Origin of the sequence: Candidatus Planktophila dulcis (assembly GCF_002288225.1) — a bacterium.
Lineage (GTDB): Bacteria > Actinomycetota > Actinomycetes > Nanopelagicales > Nanopelagicaceae > Planktophila > Planktophila dulcis.
On the sequence record NZ_CP016777.1, the window covers coordinates 1000418 to 1017562 of the forward strand.

At 47.4% G+C, this 17145-nt stretch carries 17 protein-coding genes; 10 read left to right on the forward strand and 7 right to left on the reverse strand.

What is annotated here, in order from left to right; translation table 11 throughout:
• Window positions 1–22: 22 nt before the first annotated feature.
• On the forward strand, window positions 23–940 hold the full coding sequence (gene dapD / locus A1sIIA65_RS05115; protein ID WP_095676484.1) for a 2,3,4,5-tetrahydropyridine-2,6-dicarboxylate N-succinyltransferase: 918 nt from the start codon (window positions 23–25) through the stop codon (window positions 938–940).
• Between the two features lie 3 nt (window positions 941–943).
• Here dapD and A1sIIA65_RS05120 read toward each other — a convergent pair whose 3' ends face one another.
• The 4 genes from A1sIIA65_RS05120 to A1sIIA65_RS05135 are packed head-to-tail and all read right to left on the reverse strand — an operon-like array spanning window position 944 to window position 4758.
• The gene (locus A1sIIA65_RS05120) at window positions 944–2125 is read right to left on the reverse strand and encodes a SpoIID/LytB domain-containing protein (protein WP_095676485.1); all 1182 of its coding nucleotides are present in this window, start codon (window positions 2123–2125) and stop codon (window positions 944–946) included.
• Complete coding sequence (locus A1sIIA65_RS05125; protein WP_223298031.1) at window positions 2118–2924, reverse strand: ABC transporter ATP-binding protein; 807 nt, start codon at window positions 2922–2924, stop codon at window positions 2118–2120. The genes A1sIIA65_RS05120 and A1sIIA65_RS05125 overlap by 8 nt, the downstream gene beginning before the upstream one ends.
• The gene (locus A1sIIA65_RS05130) at window positions 2902–3729 is read right to left on the reverse strand and encodes an ABC transporter permease (protein WP_125932729.1); all 828 of its coding nucleotides are present in this window, start codon (window positions 3727–3729) and stop codon (window positions 2902–2904) included. The genes A1sIIA65_RS05125 and A1sIIA65_RS05130 overlap by 23 nt, the downstream gene beginning before the upstream one ends.
• A gap of 30 nt (window positions 3730–3759) precedes the next feature.
• Window positions 3760–4758: a glycosyltransferase family 2 protein gene (locus tag A1sIIA65_RS05135; protein ID WP_095676487.1), complete on the reverse strand. Its 999-nt coding sequence runs from the start codon at window positions 4756–4758 to the stop codon at window positions 3760–3762.
• A gap of 36 nt (window positions 4759–4794) precedes the next feature.
• Here A1sIIA65_RS05135 and A1sIIA65_RS05140 point away from each other — a divergent pair, with 36 nt between their 5' ends.
• On the forward strand, window positions 4795–5895 hold the full coding sequence (locus A1sIIA65_RS05140; RefSeq protein WP_095676488.1) for an LCP family protein: 1101 nt from the start codon (window positions 4795–4797) through the stop codon (window positions 5893–5895).
• Window positions 5896–5941: 46 nt separating this feature from the next.
• Window positions 5942–7252 (forward strand): UDP-glucose dehydrogenase family protein, encoded by a 1311-nt coding sequence (locus tag A1sIIA65_RS05145; RefSeq protein ID WP_095676489.1) that lies wholly within the window; start codon window positions 5942–5944, stop codon window positions 7250–7252.
• Here the strand turns inward: A1sIIA65_RS05145 and purE are convergent.
• The 3 genes from purE to A1sIIA65_RS05160 are packed head-to-tail and all read right to left on the reverse strand — an operon-like array spanning window position 7249 to window position 9564.
• Entirely contained in the window at window positions 7249–7764 is a 516-nt protein-coding gene (purE, locus tag A1sIIA65_RS05150; RefSeq protein ID WP_095676490.1) for a 5-(carboxyamino)imidazole ribonucleotide mutase, read from the reverse strand. The two genes, A1sIIA65_RS05145 and purE, sit on opposite strands and share 4 nt — an antisense overlap.
• Window positions 7757–8869, reverse strand: coding sequence for a 5-(carboxyamino)imidazole ribonucleotide synthase (locus tag A1sIIA65_RS05155; protein ID WP_095676491.1), 1113 nt, complete (start codon window positions 8867–8869; stop codon window positions 7757–7759). The genes purE and A1sIIA65_RS05155 overlap by 8 nt, the downstream gene beginning before the upstream one ends.
• A gap of 5 nt (window positions 8870–8874) precedes the next feature.
• Window positions 8875–9564 (reverse strand): biotin--[acetyl-CoA-carboxylase] ligase, encoded by a 690-nt coding sequence (locus A1sIIA65_RS05160; RefSeq protein ID WP_190277105.1) that lies wholly within the window; start codon window positions 9562–9564, stop codon window positions 8875–8877.
• A gap of 90 nt (window positions 9565–9654) precedes the next feature.
• Here A1sIIA65_RS05160 and A1sIIA65_RS05165 point away from each other — a divergent pair, with 90 nt between their 5' ends.
• From A1sIIA65_RS05165 to deoC, 7 genes are read left to right on the forward strand one after another with little or no spacing between them, the layout of a single operon-like run.
• Complete coding sequence (locus tag A1sIIA65_RS05165) at window positions 9655–11232, forward strand: acyl-CoA carboxylase subunit beta (protein ID WP_095676492.1); 1578 nt, start codon at window positions 9655–9657, stop codon at window positions 11230–11232.
• Between the two features lie 2 nt (window positions 11233–11234).
• On the forward strand, window positions 11235–11417 hold the full coding sequence (locus A1sIIA65_RS05170) for an acyl-CoA carboxylase subunit epsilon (RefSeq protein WP_095676493.1): 183 nt from the start codon (window positions 11235–11237) through the stop codon (window positions 11415–11417).
• A complete protein-coding gene (locus A1sIIA65_RS05175) occupies window positions 11418–12020 on the forward strand; it encodes a Maf family protein (protein ID WP_095676494.1) in 603 nt (200 codons plus the stop codon). It begins immediately after the preceding gene.
• Window positions 12017–13735: an acetyl/propionyl/methylcrotonyl-CoA carboxylase subunit alpha gene (locus A1sIIA65_RS05180; protein ID WP_095676495.1), complete on the forward strand. Its 1719-nt coding sequence runs from the start codon at window positions 12017–12019 to the stop codon at window positions 13733–13735. Before A1sIIA65_RS05175 ends, A1sIIA65_RS05180 begins: the two co-directional genes overlap by 4 nt.
• Complete coding sequence (locus A1sIIA65_RS05185; RefSeq protein WP_095676496.1) at window positions 13732–14562, forward strand: purine-nucleoside phosphorylase; 831 nt, start codon at window positions 13732–13734, stop codon at window positions 14560–14562. Before A1sIIA65_RS05180 ends, A1sIIA65_RS05185 begins: the two co-directional genes overlap by 4 nt.
• 18 nt (window positions 14563–14580) lie before the next feature.
• Entirely contained in the window at window positions 14581–16197 is a 1617-nt protein-coding gene (locus tag A1sIIA65_RS05190) for a phospho-sugar mutase (protein ID WP_095676497.1), read from the forward strand.
• Entirely contained in the window at window positions 16194–17141 is a 948-nt protein-coding gene (gene deoC, locus A1sIIA65_RS05195; protein ID WP_095676498.1) for a deoxyribose-phosphate aldolase, read from the forward strand. The genes A1sIIA65_RS05190 and deoC overlap by 4 nt, the downstream gene beginning before the upstream one ends.
• The last annotated feature ends 4 nt before the right edge of the window (window positions 17142–17145 follow it).

The following is a 17145-nucleotide window of genomic DNA, read 5'->3' on the forward strand; positions in this document are numbered from 1 at the left end:
GGATAGGGGTTAGGCTTAGAACATGTCTTCTTTAGCTCATGGCCATGGAATCGCAACACTTGCGGGTTCAACAGTTCTCGATGTGTGGTTTCCATCCCCTGCTTTAGGAGCACTTGCTGGCACACCTGATGCAACCCTGACTTCGATGGTCGGAAGCGATGAAGCGCGCGGTGTCACACGCGAATTAGTCTCAATTGAAATTGATCTCACCGTTGCACCAAAAGATGCAAAAGATGCTTATCTTCGACTTCACCTACTTTCACATCGACTTGTTAAGCCGCATGGTCAATCCCTTGAAGGGATCTTTGGGTTACTGACAAATGTTGTCTGGACATCTGCTGGAGCTTGCGCAGTCGATGGTTTTGAAGCCACACGAGCAAAGCTCAAAGCTAAACATGGACATGTCTCAGTATTCAGTGTCGATAAATTCCCTCGCATGGTTGATTACGTCATTCCTTCCGGGGTTCGTATTGCCGATGCAGACCGCGTTCGACTCGGTGCATACCTTTCCTCTGGTACAACTGTGATGCATGAAGGCTTTATCAACTTCAATGCTGGAACTCTCGGTACTTCAATGGTGGAAGGACGTATTTCAGCAGGAGTGGTTGTTGGGGATGGAACAGATGTTGGTGGCGGTGCATCCATCATGGGCACTCTCAGCGGTGGTGGTAAAGAGGTAATTTCAATCGGTGAGAAGTGTCTTCTCGGTGCTAATTCAGGACTTGGAATCTCACTCGGAGATAACTGCGTTATTGAAGCAGGTACATACATCACAGCTGCAGCAAAGGTGAAGCTGCCTGATGGCGAGATCGTAAAAGCTGGAACTCTCTCTGGTGCTAATAATCTTTTATTCCGTCGTAACTCACTTACTGGTGGACTTGAAGCGGTAATGCGTACCGGCACCTGGGGCGGATTGAACTCAGTTCTTCACGCTAATTGATATCTATTGCGCTAGCTGAAAATATGGCGAAGGAATCTTCGCACGGCTTCTGAAGGTATCTCCTCGCAGTAACTTTGTGGATCCGTTACTGCTTGTTCCTTTGATATAGGTAACTGCTCCTGCGCTATTGCGTGAGATTATCTCCAGAGAAATAACATCAGGAAGTAGAAATGCTGCTGCAACTAAATGTTGTGTTGAACTTGCCTTCCATGAGGCAAATCGAGGATTAAGTTTGGGATCAAGGCCAGCTGGATCTGCCACAGATTGGGTATAGGAGGTTGCCTGTCCCCATGCATCAAGAGTTGTCTGTGTAGCGCCACCAGATGATGATGAGTAGTAAGCCTGTATGGGCTTGCCGTTAGCAAGAATTACCAAACTAGTTGATGAGTCAATATTGGTACGAGTAACCGCGGCCTTCCACAACGCACCAATCTTTGGCTCAGCCTCTTTTGAATATCCTACAAAGTTTTGATCTGCGATATGTGAATACACGTGGCAATCACACGATGGCTTGAGAACACTGACCTTTGATAAAGCATAGGAGCGAGATGCAATCACTTGCGCTTCAAGTGCTGCTGTTGGCCATGCAGATGACATCTCACTGATACCCCATAAATATTCATCATGAATGCTCAGAGAGTTAGTTACTTCGATTGCGCCTTTTACTACCTTCATCTGCATCTGCCCGTAGCGATACTTCACAGCACTGCCCGGTTGAGAAAAAGTGATGACCGAATTGGGCCCAGTCCATCGAATAGTGAAGCTCTTTCCAGATACTGGCCCAGTGATAACGCCACTGGCATCGAGCCTGAAGGATGCTTTCTGCCGTGTAGAAAAAGTTGCTAGGGGTGCGATATCTGTAGGACCTACTACTTCACCTGCATAGATTTGAATGAGTGAATCTGGTGTTGCCGAGACAAATGAGACTGAGCGGAGCAGATGACCAATATTGACTCTCACAGTGTGTGTATCAACTGCTGGAGCAATCACAACATCTTTGTAGTAGAAATTAAGAATGGTAGTTGCACTCTCGCCAGCTAGTGCATGAGCTCGTGCACCCATCTGGCTCATGCCAACACCATGGCCATAGCCCGCACCAGTAAATGAAAAGGATTGCGGCGTTTCTGCCTGAGCTGTAGGAATGAGAGAAAAAGTTAGAAGTGAGAAAAGAAGGGCTTTATACATCCTCATCAGATGACGCGCTCTTTCTTGCATCTACGAATTCACGATAGGCGGCAATAACATCCGATGGATTACCTCGCATCATGAGTTTGCCCTTATTAAGCCAGATCACTTCATTACAAATATCTTCAATAGTTGCCAGCGCATGGCTAACAAGGATGAGTGCACGATCTGCAGTACGTAACTCTTTAATGCGATTAAGGCTCTTCTCCTTAAACTTCGCATCTCCCGTGCTGAGCGCCTCATCGATAATCAAAATATCGGGTTCAACCACAGCAGCTACAGAAAAAGCTAGACGCGCATACATACCTGATGAATAGGTGCGCATTGGTGCATCAATTGATTCTCCAAGTTCAGAGAACTCTGCAATGGAATCAAAGCTTGCATCAATTTCCTCACGAGACATACCTGCGGCGAGCCCACCTAAATAAACATTATCGCGGCCAGTCATTGAAGGATTAAAGCCAACACCTAAGGCAAGGAGTGTGCTGACACTTCCAAACACTTCCACGCGGCCTTGTGTGGGTGGAACAATTCCTGAAATCACACGCATAAGTGAGGACTTACCAGCACCATTTGAACCAATAATGCCAAGCACTGTTCCGTAATGAACATCGATTGAAACATCATTAAGTGCGCGGACAATGCGTGTGTGCTTTTTCCCTCGTCCAAGAGTTTTTAAACGAGCTTTCAGAGTTGGCTTCTTATCAATAGATGTTGTGTAGGTAAGGCCGAGATCTTTCACCGAGACAGCGATGCTGTGGGGAGAATGTTCGTGGTTATAGTCGGACAGCGAAATCACGCTCCCTCGATAGGAAGAAATAAGTTCCTGTTAAGAAGATAAAGAGAGCCCAGGCGGTTGCATGTAAGAGGCCATTCATTGAGGGTGCCTCGGCATGCACGATAACTCGTGACCAAGCATCAAGTAAATAGAAGATTGGGTTTGCAATCTCAAGAGTTCTTATTCGATCAGAAACACTGGATGCCTCATAGAGAATCGGTGATAAGTAGAGAAGGCTTCGAGTCAGGTATGGAAGCATGCTTGAAATATCACGGAAGTAGACATTGATGCATGAAATCAAAATAGCCATACCCAGCGCCATGATGAGCGCAATCAGAAGAATTGGTATCGCCCACAACATCTGCCATGAATATGGGAGTCCGATTACTGCATGGATGATGACGAAAACAAAGAGAGTTGGAATAAATTTAAAGAGGGCAATGACTGTTGCAGAAATTGGCAGCATGATGCGAGGAAATGAAGTGTTGAGAATCAAACGCTGACCCGAAGTAATTGCCTTCACTCCCCCAGTCAAGCTATTTGCAATGAGATAGAAGAGAAAGAGGCTGGCAGTCAGGTGGCCAAATCGAATTGCATCGCTACTTCCTCCGATTACATAGATCAAAAGGAAATAGACGCCAGAGAGCAGTAGAGGGTTAAGAACTAACCAGAGCTGACCGAAGATAGAACCGTAATTCTGCTCACGAAGTTCAGAGCGGGAAAACTCGGCGATAAAGGTGCGCCGGCTCCAGAGTGAGCGCATGTACTCGCGCATGGGAGGTAATCCCGCGCGGAATGGCTCGTAAACAACTACTGGTTTCTCCACGTGCGAAAGGCTACCGCAGTAGCCACCTCGTTATTCAGATGAAGGGACGAGAGTCTTTGGTGATGAGATAAATCCTGCTCCCCATGCGAAGTGCATGGTCGGAATCACTGCCAGGAGTAGGAAATATTCTCGAATGGAGGATGCAATTCTGACCGATGCTGCAAGGACAAAGAGAAGATAAATCCATGCTGGAATAAAGAGAATCGGTAGAAAGAATCCTGCAATCACGGAAAGTGAGAAACCAACAAGTGCAAAAGGTGGAGCAAGGTAGCGATAATTAATTGTCCCGCTATGTCGACGAGAGACAACGCGGCGCCAACGCCCATATTCAAAATATTGTTTCGCAAGTGCTCTCACCGTTGATCGCGGTCGATATGTCACATGAAGGCGAGGATCGAAATACACGATGCCTCCTTTTTCACGCAGTCGAAAATTAAGTTCCCAATCTTGTGCACGAGTAAATCGTTCATCGAATCCACCGATAGCAACGAGTGCTTCTCGTCTAAATGCACCGAGATAGACAGTATCTACAACTCCAGCTTCTCCACCTGTGTGAAAGCGTGATGCGCCTACTCCAAGTGGGCTGCGCATTGCACCTGCAACTGCTCGCTCAAACGGTGTGGTGCCAACAGCTGCCATGACTCCACCGACGTTGACCGCCCCAGTTTTATTCAGAATTTCAACAATAAGTCTGAGATAGTCATTTGGAATTTGCGCATGTCCATCCACACGAACAACTACCGGACTCTGAGATTTGTTGAGCGCAAGATTCAGGCCTGCGGCTGTGCGACCACTGGGATTATCAACTAAGACAACTCGTGAATCTCGGCGTGAGATGGATTGAGCAATTTCTAAGGTGCGATCATGTGAAGGTCCAACTGCAAGAATTACTTCAATCTTTCCCTGATAATCCTGAGAAAGAATTGAGTGCACTGCATCTTCGAGATGTGCCTCTTCATTTAAAACAGGAAGAATGACGCTGATGGATGGGTGTGGTGAGCCAAATAACTCAGGAGTCTGTGTCGCCATAACCCCTCCACGCTATCGTCCAAGTACCCTACGGATGTGAAATCATCTCGTGCAATTCGAATTATTACATCACTCTCTGTGGGTGTTGTCCTGATTGCATCCCTTTCATGGCTCGGATTGGGTCAGGTAAGTGGGCAAATTTCACGCATTGATGTCTTCGGTTCACTCAAAGATCGTCCGGAGAAAACCTCGCGCGCCCTCAATTACCTCGTCGTTGGTTCTGACACCCGTGAAGGACTTACTAAAGCGCAGATTAAAGCGCTGCGTGTAGGAAGTACGGCGGTAGCAGCAGGTGGGCGTTCTGACACAATGTTGCTTGTTCATATTTCAAAAGCGCGTGATGCTGCATTTATCGTCTCAATTCCACGTGACACGTTGGTAACAATCCCTGCTCACCGAAGCCAAGATGGGACAAGAGATATCCCGGCTCGTCCTGGAAAAATCAATGCGGCCTTTGCATTTGGTGGCGCACCTCTATTGATTCAAACTATTGAAGATAAAACGAACCTCAAGATTGATCACTATGTTGAAGTCAGCTTTGCTGGCTTTACGGGAGTTGTCGATGCACTGGGTGGCATTGAGGTCTGTTCTAAGGTTGCCATCAACGACCCAAAGAGCCACCTTGTGATGGCTGCAGGCACGCATGTACTCGATGGCATTGAAGCTCTCAAATATGTTCGAACACGTGATTTCGATGGTCGCGGAGATATTGGTCGCATGGAACGTCAACAACAATTTGTGGGCGCAGTGCTTCGCAAGGCAACAAGTAGCGGAGTGCTACTCAACCCAATCAAACTCACTCGGTTCTATAACGCAACCATTTCAACAGTGAAGATGGATTCATCCGTGAATAAGAATGACCTGCTTACACTTGCAAAGCAGATGCGTAATCTCTCATCAAGCAGTGTCCGCACATTGACTGTGCCACTTTCAGATCCCAACGGAAGCTATCCAGGAGTTGGATCTGTAGTGATTTGGGATGAAGAGCTTTCAAATGATTTATGGACTCGTATCCGGGGCGATGAAGTGCTCGTTGAGACGATCAAGCCAACAGCTAAAGCAACCACAAATGCTGTGATCATCGACAAATTTAAGAGTAAAACAGCGGCTGATAATCCATGTGCACCCTCGAAATAGCCTCAAATTTTCGGAATTCAAATAGCTCTGCAATAGACTGCCACTTATGACTCTGAAGCTTTCAGTAATTGGTTGCGGCTACCTCGGTGCAACACATGCGGCATGTATGTCCTCTCTCGGTTTCGAAGTAATTGGTATCGATACCGATCAGAGCAAGGTTGATCTCCTGTCTAACGGCGAGCTCCCTTTCTACGAGCCAGGGCTAGACACACTGCTTGCTGCAGAGATGAAGACCGGTCGACTCTCATTCACAACTGATTTCTCAGCTGTTGCTGATGCTGATGTTCACTTCATCTGCGTGGGTACACCGCAGAGTAAGGATGGGCTTGCTGCAGATCTAACCTATGTAAAGTCTTCTGTCGCAGCGATTGCACCATTTCTTAAAGAAGGTTCACTCGTTGTGGGAAAGTCCACAGTTCCAGTTGGAACGGCCCAATTGCTACGCGATCAGCTTTCTACGACTGCTCCTCAAGCAGATCTTGCATGGAACCCTGAGTTCCTTCGTGAAGGTTTCGCTGTTGAAGATACTTTGACTCCAAATCGTTTGGTTGTTGGCGTTGCCAATGATCGCGCTGAAGAGATTCTTAAAGAGGTTTATAAGCCAATCATTGATCTTGGCACTCCGTGGATTCGTGCAGATCTACCAACAGCTGAACTCGTCAAGGTCGCTGCAAACTCATTTCTTGCCACAAAGATTTCATTTATCAATGCCATGGCTGAAGTGTGTGAAGCAGCAGGAGGAGATGTCACTGTCCTTGCTAAGGCAATTGGCTATGACCCACGTATTGGAAGCCGCTTCTTGCAGGCAGGTATTGGTTTTGGTGGAGGCTGCCTACCTAAAGATATTCGTGCATTTATGGCGCGTGCTCAAGAACTGGGTGCAGATCAAGCTCTCGAATTCTTACGTGAAATTGATGCAATCAACATTCGTGCACGTCAGCGTGTTATCGATGTAGTGCGTGCAGATTTATCTCATGACCTTACTCAATACAAGATTGCTGTTCTCGGTGCAACATTTAAGCCCGACAGTGACGATGTGCGTGACTCTCCGGCACTTGATATCGCTGCACAACTTCAAGAAGCAGGTGCACAAGTTGTTGTTCATGATCCTAAGGGCATCGAACCTGCACGCAAGCGCTTTCCTAATCTTGATTACCAGGAGAAGGTCGTTGATGCAGTTAAAGGTGCAGATGCAATCTTGCACCTTACTGAATGGAAGGAATATCGCGAGCTCGATCCTTCAGTCATTGGTCAACTAGTAAAGTCAAAATTCCTTATTGACGGTCGCAATATGTTAGATCGCAATAAATGGCGCGCAGCTGGCTGGCGCGTACATGCACTGGGAAGAACTGACTAGAAACCAGTTTTAGTATTGCGACGGGCGCTCAATTGAGCGCCTTTTGCTTTTGCCTCATCTGTCAGTTCAGACAGTTGAGCCTCAATCTTCTTTGATACAGATGCATCTGATGATCCAATGATTCGTGCCGCAAGAATTCCAGCATTTTTTGCATTATCAATTCCCACAGTTGCTACTGGGATTCCACCAGGCATTTGAACGATGGAGAGAAGTGAATCCATTCCGTCCAAGTTCTTAAGAGATACGGGAACTCCGATAACAGGAAGTGTTGTGAGTGCTGCAACCATCCCCGGAAGGTGCGCTGCTCCCCCTGCGCCAGCAATGATTACTCTGTAACCCTTTGGTGCAGCGCTCTTTGCAAACTCAACCATCTCTTCTGGCATGCGATGAGCAGAGACAACATCAGCGCTATAGCTAATGCCAAATGAATCAAGTGCCTTTGCAGCTTCCTCCATGACTGGCCAATCAGAGTCAGAGCCCATGATGATTGCGACATCTTTACGATCACTCATCGATTACTCCGCTCATGTAGTCACGTGCATGCTGCACATCAGTGGTTAATTGTAGGAGGTCTGAACCAACTGCGGTGACATGGCCAATCTTGCGCCCAGCGCGAACTTCCTTCTTGTAGTGATGAAATTTGAGGTCTGGATTGCGCGCCATGAGATGCAGGTATGGGCGATACATATCCGTCTTATCGCCACCCAGGATATTTCCCATGACTGCAAAGTCGGCGGTCATCGAAGGATCGCCAAGCGGGAGATCAAGAATTGCTCGCAAGTGTTGTTCGAACTGACTTGTCACAGAGCCATCAATAGTCCAATGGCCAGAGTTATGTGGGCGCATTGCCAGCTCATTGATATAAAGATGTTCACCTTTTACAAACATCTCCACAGCCATAACGCCAATAACTCCAACTTCTTGTGCAATATCGAGTGCAATCTTCTGCGCCTTTTCAGCTAGCTCGGCAGAAATACTCTGGGCAGGAGAGATTGTCATCGTGCAGATTCCATCCTCTTGAACAGTCTCTGTTGGCGTCCATGATGTTGCTTGTCCATGAGGTGAACGTGCGACCATCACAGCAATCTCGGTATCAAATGAGATGAGTTCTTCAATCAGTAATTGTGGCGTTGTCTTAAGCACCTCGCCCAGCTCGTCTTGGGAGTTAATCTTCCAGACTCCGCGTCCGTCATATCCACCTGAAATTGCCTTTGCAATAAGTGGATAGCGATCAATATCTGCAGTTGATGTAACAACTTTCCAGGTTGGAGATGGGAATGAACTGAGCTTCTCGCGCATCTGCGCCTTGTCTTGTGAATAGATAAATGCTGATGATGGTGGATAAACCTTTACACCCGTTGCTTCAAGACCTTTGATGACCGATAGCGGCACAAGCTCGTGTTCGAATGTAATGACATCGCATGAGACTGCAAATTTCTTGAGAGCTTCCAAGTCTGTGTAATCACCAACAACGTGATGGGTGATCTGGGCACCAGAATCTTCGGCGCTTTGTGCAAAGAGAAGAAGATCAATTCCAAGTGCGGTAGCTGGCGCAACCATCATCCGTGCCAATTGTCCTGCACCTATAACGCCAACACGGGGGAATCTTTCGTTCACGGAAGCTATCGTAGATGAACGATGTCCCCCACTGTTACTCGAGAACCATCTTCCAGAATGAGTTCGCCAGTAAGCGTGACATCAACGGCCTTGCCCGTCTTATAGCTTCCATCAGGATGTTCAATTCGAACTTGCTGACCCATGGTTGATGAGCGTTCGCAGTAGAGATGGCGCAGATCTTCACCGCATTGCCACCTTTCAAAGAGTTCTTCAAAGGTGGTTAGAAATGAGGCAAGTATCAAATTGCGATCAAGAATTGGAAATTGATGGAGTGCAAGTGATGTCGCATGCGCAACAGGAAGTTCTTCCTGTGTCATTCCAACATTAACTCCAACTCCAATTATGACTCCATCTCCACTTACTTGGGCAATGATTCCGCCAACTTTGCCATCACCGATCACAATGTCATTCGGCCATTTAAGAGTCGGAGTAAATCCTGGATTAAGTTTTGTGAGTGCGAAGATCGCACTCAGTCCTGTGAGTAATGTGAGAAATGACCAATCAGATTTATCACGTTGTGGTTTTACATAGAGAGAGAACATGAGAGCAGATGAAGAAGCTGCATCAAATTTTCTATCGAGTCGACCACGTCCTGCACTTTGATATTCCGTTGCAATCACTTCGCCATGCTGCGCTTTTTCTTCTGCGGCCAATTGAGCAATATCGTCTTGTGTGGAACCCGTGACTTCAACCACGCTTACTCGCCAGTACCGCGAGATATTTTCTGAGATCACCGAACTATCAAGCGGTGGTCTTGGCGCAACTGTGCTCACGACTAGTACCTTATGTTCATGAGCCCTGATCTGCACACTACCGCGGGAAAAATCGAAGACCTCCGCGAAAGAATTGATGAAGCTGTCAACGCTGGTTCTGCCCGAGCAGAAGAGAAGCAGCATGCAAAGGGCAAGGGCACCGCTCGCGAACGTATCGAGATGCTTGTGGATCCTGATTCATTTACAGAAATCGATGAGTTTGCTCGCCACCGCGCACAGAACTTTGGCATGGAGAAGAACCGCCCCTATGGCGATGGAGTAATCATCGGAACTGCAACAGTAGATGGGCGACCAATTGCACTCTATTCACAAGACTTCACAGTCTTTGGTGGATCACTCGGTGAAGTACACGCAGAAAAGATTGTAAAGATTGCTGAGTTTGCGCTGAAGTCAGGAATTCCACTGATTGGAATTAACGATTCAGGTGGAGCTCGAATCCAAGAAGGCGTTGCCTCACTTAATGGTTACGGAAGAATCTTCCGCCTTAACACTCGTTCATCAGGTGTCATTCCTCAGATTTCACTCATCCTCGGTCCATGCGCAGGTGGATCTGCATATTCCCCAGCGCTGACTGACTTCACCGTTATGGTGAAGGAGACTTCAAACATGTTTATTACTGGTCCTGATGTGATCAAGACTGTTACGGGTGAAGATGTTGATATGGAAGAGCTCGGTGGAGCATTCACTCACAGCACCAAATCCGGAAATGCTCATTACATGGCAGATTCTGAAGCTGATGCCATCGACTACGTGAAAGCACTCTTGTCATATCTTCCATCAAATAATATGGATGGATCTCCGGTTCTTCCTCCTACTGAGACTCTCGATAAGAGCGCATCCGATACTGCCCTCAACACATTGATCCCTGATAGTCCTAACCAGCCTTATGACATGAAATCCCTGATCCAGGCCCTTGTTGATGAAGGTGAATTCCTAGAGGTACATGCGCTCTATGCACCGAATATTGTTGTTGGATTCGCGCGTATCGAAGGTCAATCCATCGGAATCATTGCTAACCAGCCATCACAACTTGCTGGAACACTGGATATCAACTCATCTGAAAAAGCAGCGCGCTTCTTGCGTTTCTGCGATGCCTTTAATATTCCAATTCTTACTCTCGTCGATGTGCCTGGATTTATGCCTGGAACAGAGCAAGAGTGGAACGGCATCATTCGCCGCGGCGCAAAGCTTCTCTACGCATACGCTGAAGCATCAGTGCCTCTTGTAACACTTATTACTCGTAAGGCATACGGTGGAGCATTTATCGTGATGGGTTCTAAATACCTTGGTAGCGATATCAACTTTGCGTGGCCTAGTGCTGAAATTGCCGTCATGGGTGCACAAGGCGCGGTCAACATTCTCTATCGTAAGGATTTAGCGGAAGCTAAAGATCCAGATGCAAAGCGTGCAGAGTTAATTACTGAATACACCGAAAAGTTCTCAAATCCATACTTGGCCGCAGAGCGTGGAACCATCGATAGCGTCATTGAGCCTGAAGATTCACGTCAATACATCACCAAGGCTTTTCGCACGTTAAAGACTAAGCGCGATACCTTGCCAGCTCGTAAGCACGGAAATATTCCTTTATAAGAATGAAATTCACTGTTACAGCAGGCAATCCAACGCCTGAAGAACTCCTTGCGCTCCAAGCGGTATTGGCGCACCACAAAGCAGTCGACATCAAACCTGTCATTAAGCGAAGTGTCTTTGCACTTCCTCAACTCCGCCAGCCTCTGCCACATCAACTTACCTTCAGCGCACGAAAGCACCGCTAAATGCCTCGTATTGTCTTAGCATCACAATCAACCTCTCGACGTCGCCTGCTTGAAGATGCAGGGCTTAAGCCAACGATCATCGTCAGCAATGTTGATGAAGAGACTGATTTCTTCAATGCCATGCCTCCTACAGATATGGTCATTGCTCTTGCAATATCGAAGGCTCACACTGTTCGCGAGATGCTTGATTACCCAGCAATTATCATCGGGTGTGATTCCACATTTGATGTCGATGGAGTCTCCTTCGGTAAGCCAGGAACACCTGAGATTGCAATCGAGCGCGCGCAGAAGATCAGTGGTCGAACAGGCCTTCTCCACACAGGTCATTGCATTATTGATACAGAGCAAGGAATAGAGATTGCTGATCGCGTGACTACAAAAGTCACCTTTACAGATATGACAGAAGAAGAGATTGCTGATTACGTGGCATCTGAAGAGCCTTTGCATGTCGCCGGAGGATTTACTCTCGATGGCTTCGGAAGTCCATTTATTCCCGTGATTGAGGGCGATTACACCAATGTTGTAGGTATATCGATGCCATTTCTTCGTAGCGCCATGAAGCAACTTGGTTATTCTTGGCCTCAAGTCAAGGAGATGTCATGAAACGTGTATTGATAGCAAACCGAGGAGAGATTGCTCTTCGCGTTATACGTGCTTGTAAAGACCACGGACTTGAATCTGTAGCGATGTACTCTGAAGAAGATCGCGATGCACTGCATGCACAAAGTGCAGATTTTGCTTATTCACTCAAGGGCACAGTTGCTAAAGATACTTACCTCAACATCCCTAAAATTATTGCTCTTGCAAAAGAGTCTGGTGCTGATGCTGTGCACCCTGGATATGGATTTCTTTCAGAGAATGCACATTTTGCTCAAGCAGTTCTCGATGCTGGACTGATCTGGATCGGTCCCCCACCTGAAGCAATTAGCGCACTCGGAGATAAAGTCTCGGCTCGTCGCATTGCAGCTAAGGCGGGTGCGCCACTTGTTGCAGGCACGAAAGATCCTGTTACTGGCCATGAAGAAGTTACCGCCTTTGCAAAGGAACATGGACTTCCTATTGCTATCAAGGCTGCATTTGGTGGCGGAGGCCGCGGACTTAAAGTTGCGCGCACTATGGAAGAAATTCCTGAGCTCTATGCATCTGCAGTTCGTGAAGCTATTGCAGGCTTTGGGCGCGGTGAGTGCTTTGTTGAGCGCTATCTCGACAAACCTCGCCACGTTGAGACTCAAGTTCTCGTTGATAAACATGGCCATGCAGTGGTTGTTTCAACTCGTGATTGCTCATTGCAACGTCGCCATCAGAAACTTGTAGAAGAAGCACCTGCACCATTTCTTACTGATGCGCAGAACGAGGAGCTTTATCGCTCTAGTAAAGCAATCATGAAGGAAGCCGGTTACATCGGCGCCGGCACATGCGAATTCCTTGTTGGACTTGATGGAACTATCTCATTCCTTGAAGTAAATACCCGTCTACAGGTTGAGCACCCCGTCTCTGAAGAGGTAACAGGAATAGATCTAGTGCGCGAACAATTCCGCATTGCAATGGGCGAAAGTCTCGGTTTTGATGATCCGGTTATTCGTGGGCACTCCATTGAGTTCCGGATCAATGGTGAAGATCCTGGACGATCATTCTTGCCAGCTCCAGGTCGCATTACTGCTTGGAATATCCCAACAGGTCCTGGTGTCCGAGTTGATGCGGGTTTCCGTAATGGTGATGTTATTGGTGGAAATTTCGATTCACTACTTGCAAAGTTGATTGTCACTGGTGCAACGCGCAAAGAGGCAATTCAACGTGCTCGTCGTGCTTTGGCTGAATTTGAAGTGGGCGGACTTGCAACAGCTATTCCATTCCACCGCGCCATTGTTGAAGATCCTGCATATACAGAAGATTTCAAGATCTACACAAGCTATATCGAAAATGAATTTAAGAACGATATTCCTGCCTTTGAATCAAGTGCTGCAGAGATCCAGACTCACGTTGCTGCTGAAAAGCTAGTCGCTGAAGTCAACGGAAAGCGTTTTGAAATCCTTGTTCATGCACCAGAACCTGTAGTCAAGCGCCATCGTGCCAAGCAATCATCAGGTGGTGGGTCATCGGGTACAGGACTCTCAAGTCCGATGCAGGGTACTGTCGTAAAGATTGCGGTTGAGGAAGGCCAGAGCGTTGAAGCAGGAGATCTCATCATTGTTCTTGAAGCGATGAAGATGGAGCAACCTCTCAATGCTCATAAGTCAGGTGTGATTAAGAACCTAAAAGCTGTTATCGGTGAGACCGTGGCCAGCGGAACAGTTCTCTGTGACATTATTGAGGCATGACCTCAACCGAACTTCTCTACTCTGATCCACTTGCTGCAGCCACTAAGGCAGCGGCAGAAATCGCAGAACGCACAGGTGTCACTTCCCACGATGTCGCCCTCGTGATGGGTTCTGGTTGGGTAACGGCAGCTGATGCACTGGGTGCTCCTGCATACGAGTGTGATGCACATGAAATCACTGGTTTTTTTGCACCAGCAGTTGAAGGTCATTCAGGAAAAGTTCGCTCTTATGAGATCGTTGAAAATGGAAAGACTATCCGCGCACTTGTATTTCTTGGTCGCACACACTTGTATGAGGGCAAAGGTATGGAGCCTGTTGTGCACGGAGTCCGTACAGCGGTAAAGGCAGGCTGCAAAGTTGTCATCCTTACCAATGCATGTGGCGGTATCAATACTTCTTACAAGGTAGGCCAGCCAGTCATCATTCGCGATCACATCTCTCTTACCGCCGCATCTCCACTATCTGGTGCAACATTTATCGATCTCACCGATCTCTATAACAAGCGCATTCGTGAGATTGTAAAGAAGGAAGATTCTTCACTCTCTGAAGGTGTCTATGTGCACTGGCGTGGACCTACATATGAAACACCTGCTGAAATCTTGATGATGCGCACCATGGGTGCTGACCTTGTTGGAATGTCTACAGTTCCTGAAGCAATTGCAGCACATGCACTCGGTGCAGAAGTTTTAGGTATCTCACTCGTTACCAATGCTGCTGCTGGTGTTACCGGCGAGAAGTTAAACCATGAAGAAGTAATTGCTGCTGGAAAAGCTGCAGCAGATCGCATGGGAACGCTCCTCAAGAACACTATTCCTAAACTCGTCTAACGCGATTAAACTTCATTTATGAATCCCACTCTGCGCGCTGAAGTTCAGGCGTGGATTGCTGACGATCCAGATCCCAAGACAGCTGCGCAGCTTCAATCGCTGCTGGATGTAGAAGATGAGAGCACATTAGGTAAGTACTTCAATGGTTTTCTTCAATTCGGAACTGCTGGCCTTCGTGGTCCTATAGGTCCTGGACCCTCCTGCATGAACCGCGCAGTTGTCGGTCGCACCGCAGCAGGCATTGCTTCCTATATGAAAAAGCGTGGAATGACGAAGGTAGTTATCGGACGTGATGCTCGTTATGGATCAGAGGATTACACCATTGAAACAGCTGAAATCATGAGTGGTGCTGGAATGGATGTCTACGTACTTCCGCGCCCGCTACCCACCCCTGTACTTGCCTTTGCAACAGCACATCTTGGATGCGATATCGGAATCATGGTGACTGCTAGCCATAATCCACCGCAAGATAATGGTTATAAAGTTTATGTGGGACCCGTTGCTGATGGAATTAACTACGCTTCATCACAAATTATTAGTCCAACTGATAGTTTCATTGCAACAGATATTGATGCAGTCACATCGCTAAAGTCACTTCCTCGTGGGAGTAAATGGACAGAGTTAAGCGAAGAAGTTATCACTGAGTATGTAAAGCGAACCTCAGCTCTTGCTCCACGCCCTGGTGATCTCAAGATTGTTTATACCGCTATGCATGGCGTGGGAACAGAGACAGTCCAACGAGTCTTTAACCATGCAGGATTTGCCACTCTGATTCTTGTAGATGAGCAATGCACTCCTGATCCAGATTTTCCTACCGTTGCATTTCCCAACCCTGAAGAACCAGGAGCAATTGATTTAGCTCTGAAGAAAGCTCGTGATTTTGGTGCAGACCTTGTTATTGCAAATGATCCCGATGCAGATCGCTGTGCTGCTGCATTCAAGGACCCTCTGGTTGGCTGGCGCATGCTACGCGGTGATGAACTCGGCATTGTTTTTGGTGAATGGATTGCTCGTTCAAAGCCTAAGGGAAGCTTTGCTAACTCCATCGTGTCATCTTCCGCTCTTCGAAAAATTAGCAGTCATTACGGTATAGATTTCCAAGAAGTACTCACAGGATTTAAGTGGATTGCAAAGATTGAAGATCTCGCCTTCGGATATGAGGAAGCAATTGGTTATGCCGTTGACTCTGATAACGTCAACGATAAAGATGGAATATCTGCAGCAGTCTTCTTGGCTCAAATCGCCATGGATCTCAAGCGTGATGGTTTAACAATCTCTGATTTGCTTAATCAGGTGTGGGAGCGACATGGTTTCCATGGCACTGAACAGATTTCAATCCGAGTAACAGATATGTCTGCGATTACGAATGTACTGACAGGCCTGCGCGCTAACCCTCCACGTGAAATTGCAGGCCGCGCAGTCGAATCTATTGATGACTTGGCAGCACCCAGCGATGGCCTTCCTCCAACAGACGGTCTTCGCATCTGGTTAGCAGGAGGCATCCGCATCATTGTGCGTCCATCAGGCACTGAGGCGAAGATGAAGTGCTACATAGAGGTTGTCACTGCGACGTCAGATGAATCACAGAAATTGCTCGACGAGATTCGCCAGCCTCTGAAAGAATTACTTTCATGAGTTTCTACGGTCTAGTTGATGGATCAGAGAAATCTCTTATCCACTTCCTTGATCAACTCTCTGGCGTTGATCAAGTTGGCGCAGAGGCACGAGCTGCGATGCTTGCAACTCGAAGCATTAAGACTTCGAGTAAGAAGTGGGCTATCGAAACTGCAATATCCATGGTTGACCTCACGACTTTAGAAGGTGCAGACACACCAGGCAAAGTCCGAGCGCTCTGTTCTAAGGCTGTGCGACCAGATCCCACAGATCCAACCGTTCCAAGCGTTGGTGCTATCTGTGTCTATAACGATATGGTCGCAGTTGCTCGCACACATCTTGATGCAATCGGTGGAAAACACGTTCCAGTTGCTGCAGTTTCCACTGCATTCCCATCTGGGCGTGCATCCATGGAAGTAAAGATTCAAGATACGCAGGATGCAATTGATGCAGGTGCTGCCGAGATCGATATGGTGATCGATCGTGGAGCATTCCTTGCTGGCAAATACGGATTAGTTTTCGATGAAATTGTGAAAATCAGAGAAGTCTGTGGAGATAAAGCCCACCTCAAAGTTATCTTTGAGACAGGCGAGCTAGTCACCTATGACAACGTTCGCAAAGCTTCTTATCTTGCAATGCTTGCAGGCGCTGATTTCATCAAGACTTCAACCGGCAAAGTTGCCCCAGCCGCAACGCCTCCCGTAGTCCTCGTGATGTTAGAAGCAGTCCGCGACTTCTACTCGATCACTCAACGCAGAATTGGTGTGAAGCCTGCAGGTGGTATCCGCACTACAAAGGATGCAATCAAGCAACTTGTTCTGGTCAATGAAACGGCTGGTCCCGAATGGTTGACACCCGAGCTCTTCCGTATCGGTGCCAGCGCTCTTCTCAATGACTTGCTGATGCAACGTATGAAAATGTCAGATGGCTACTACGCTAGCCCTAACTACGTCACGATTGATTAGAAGA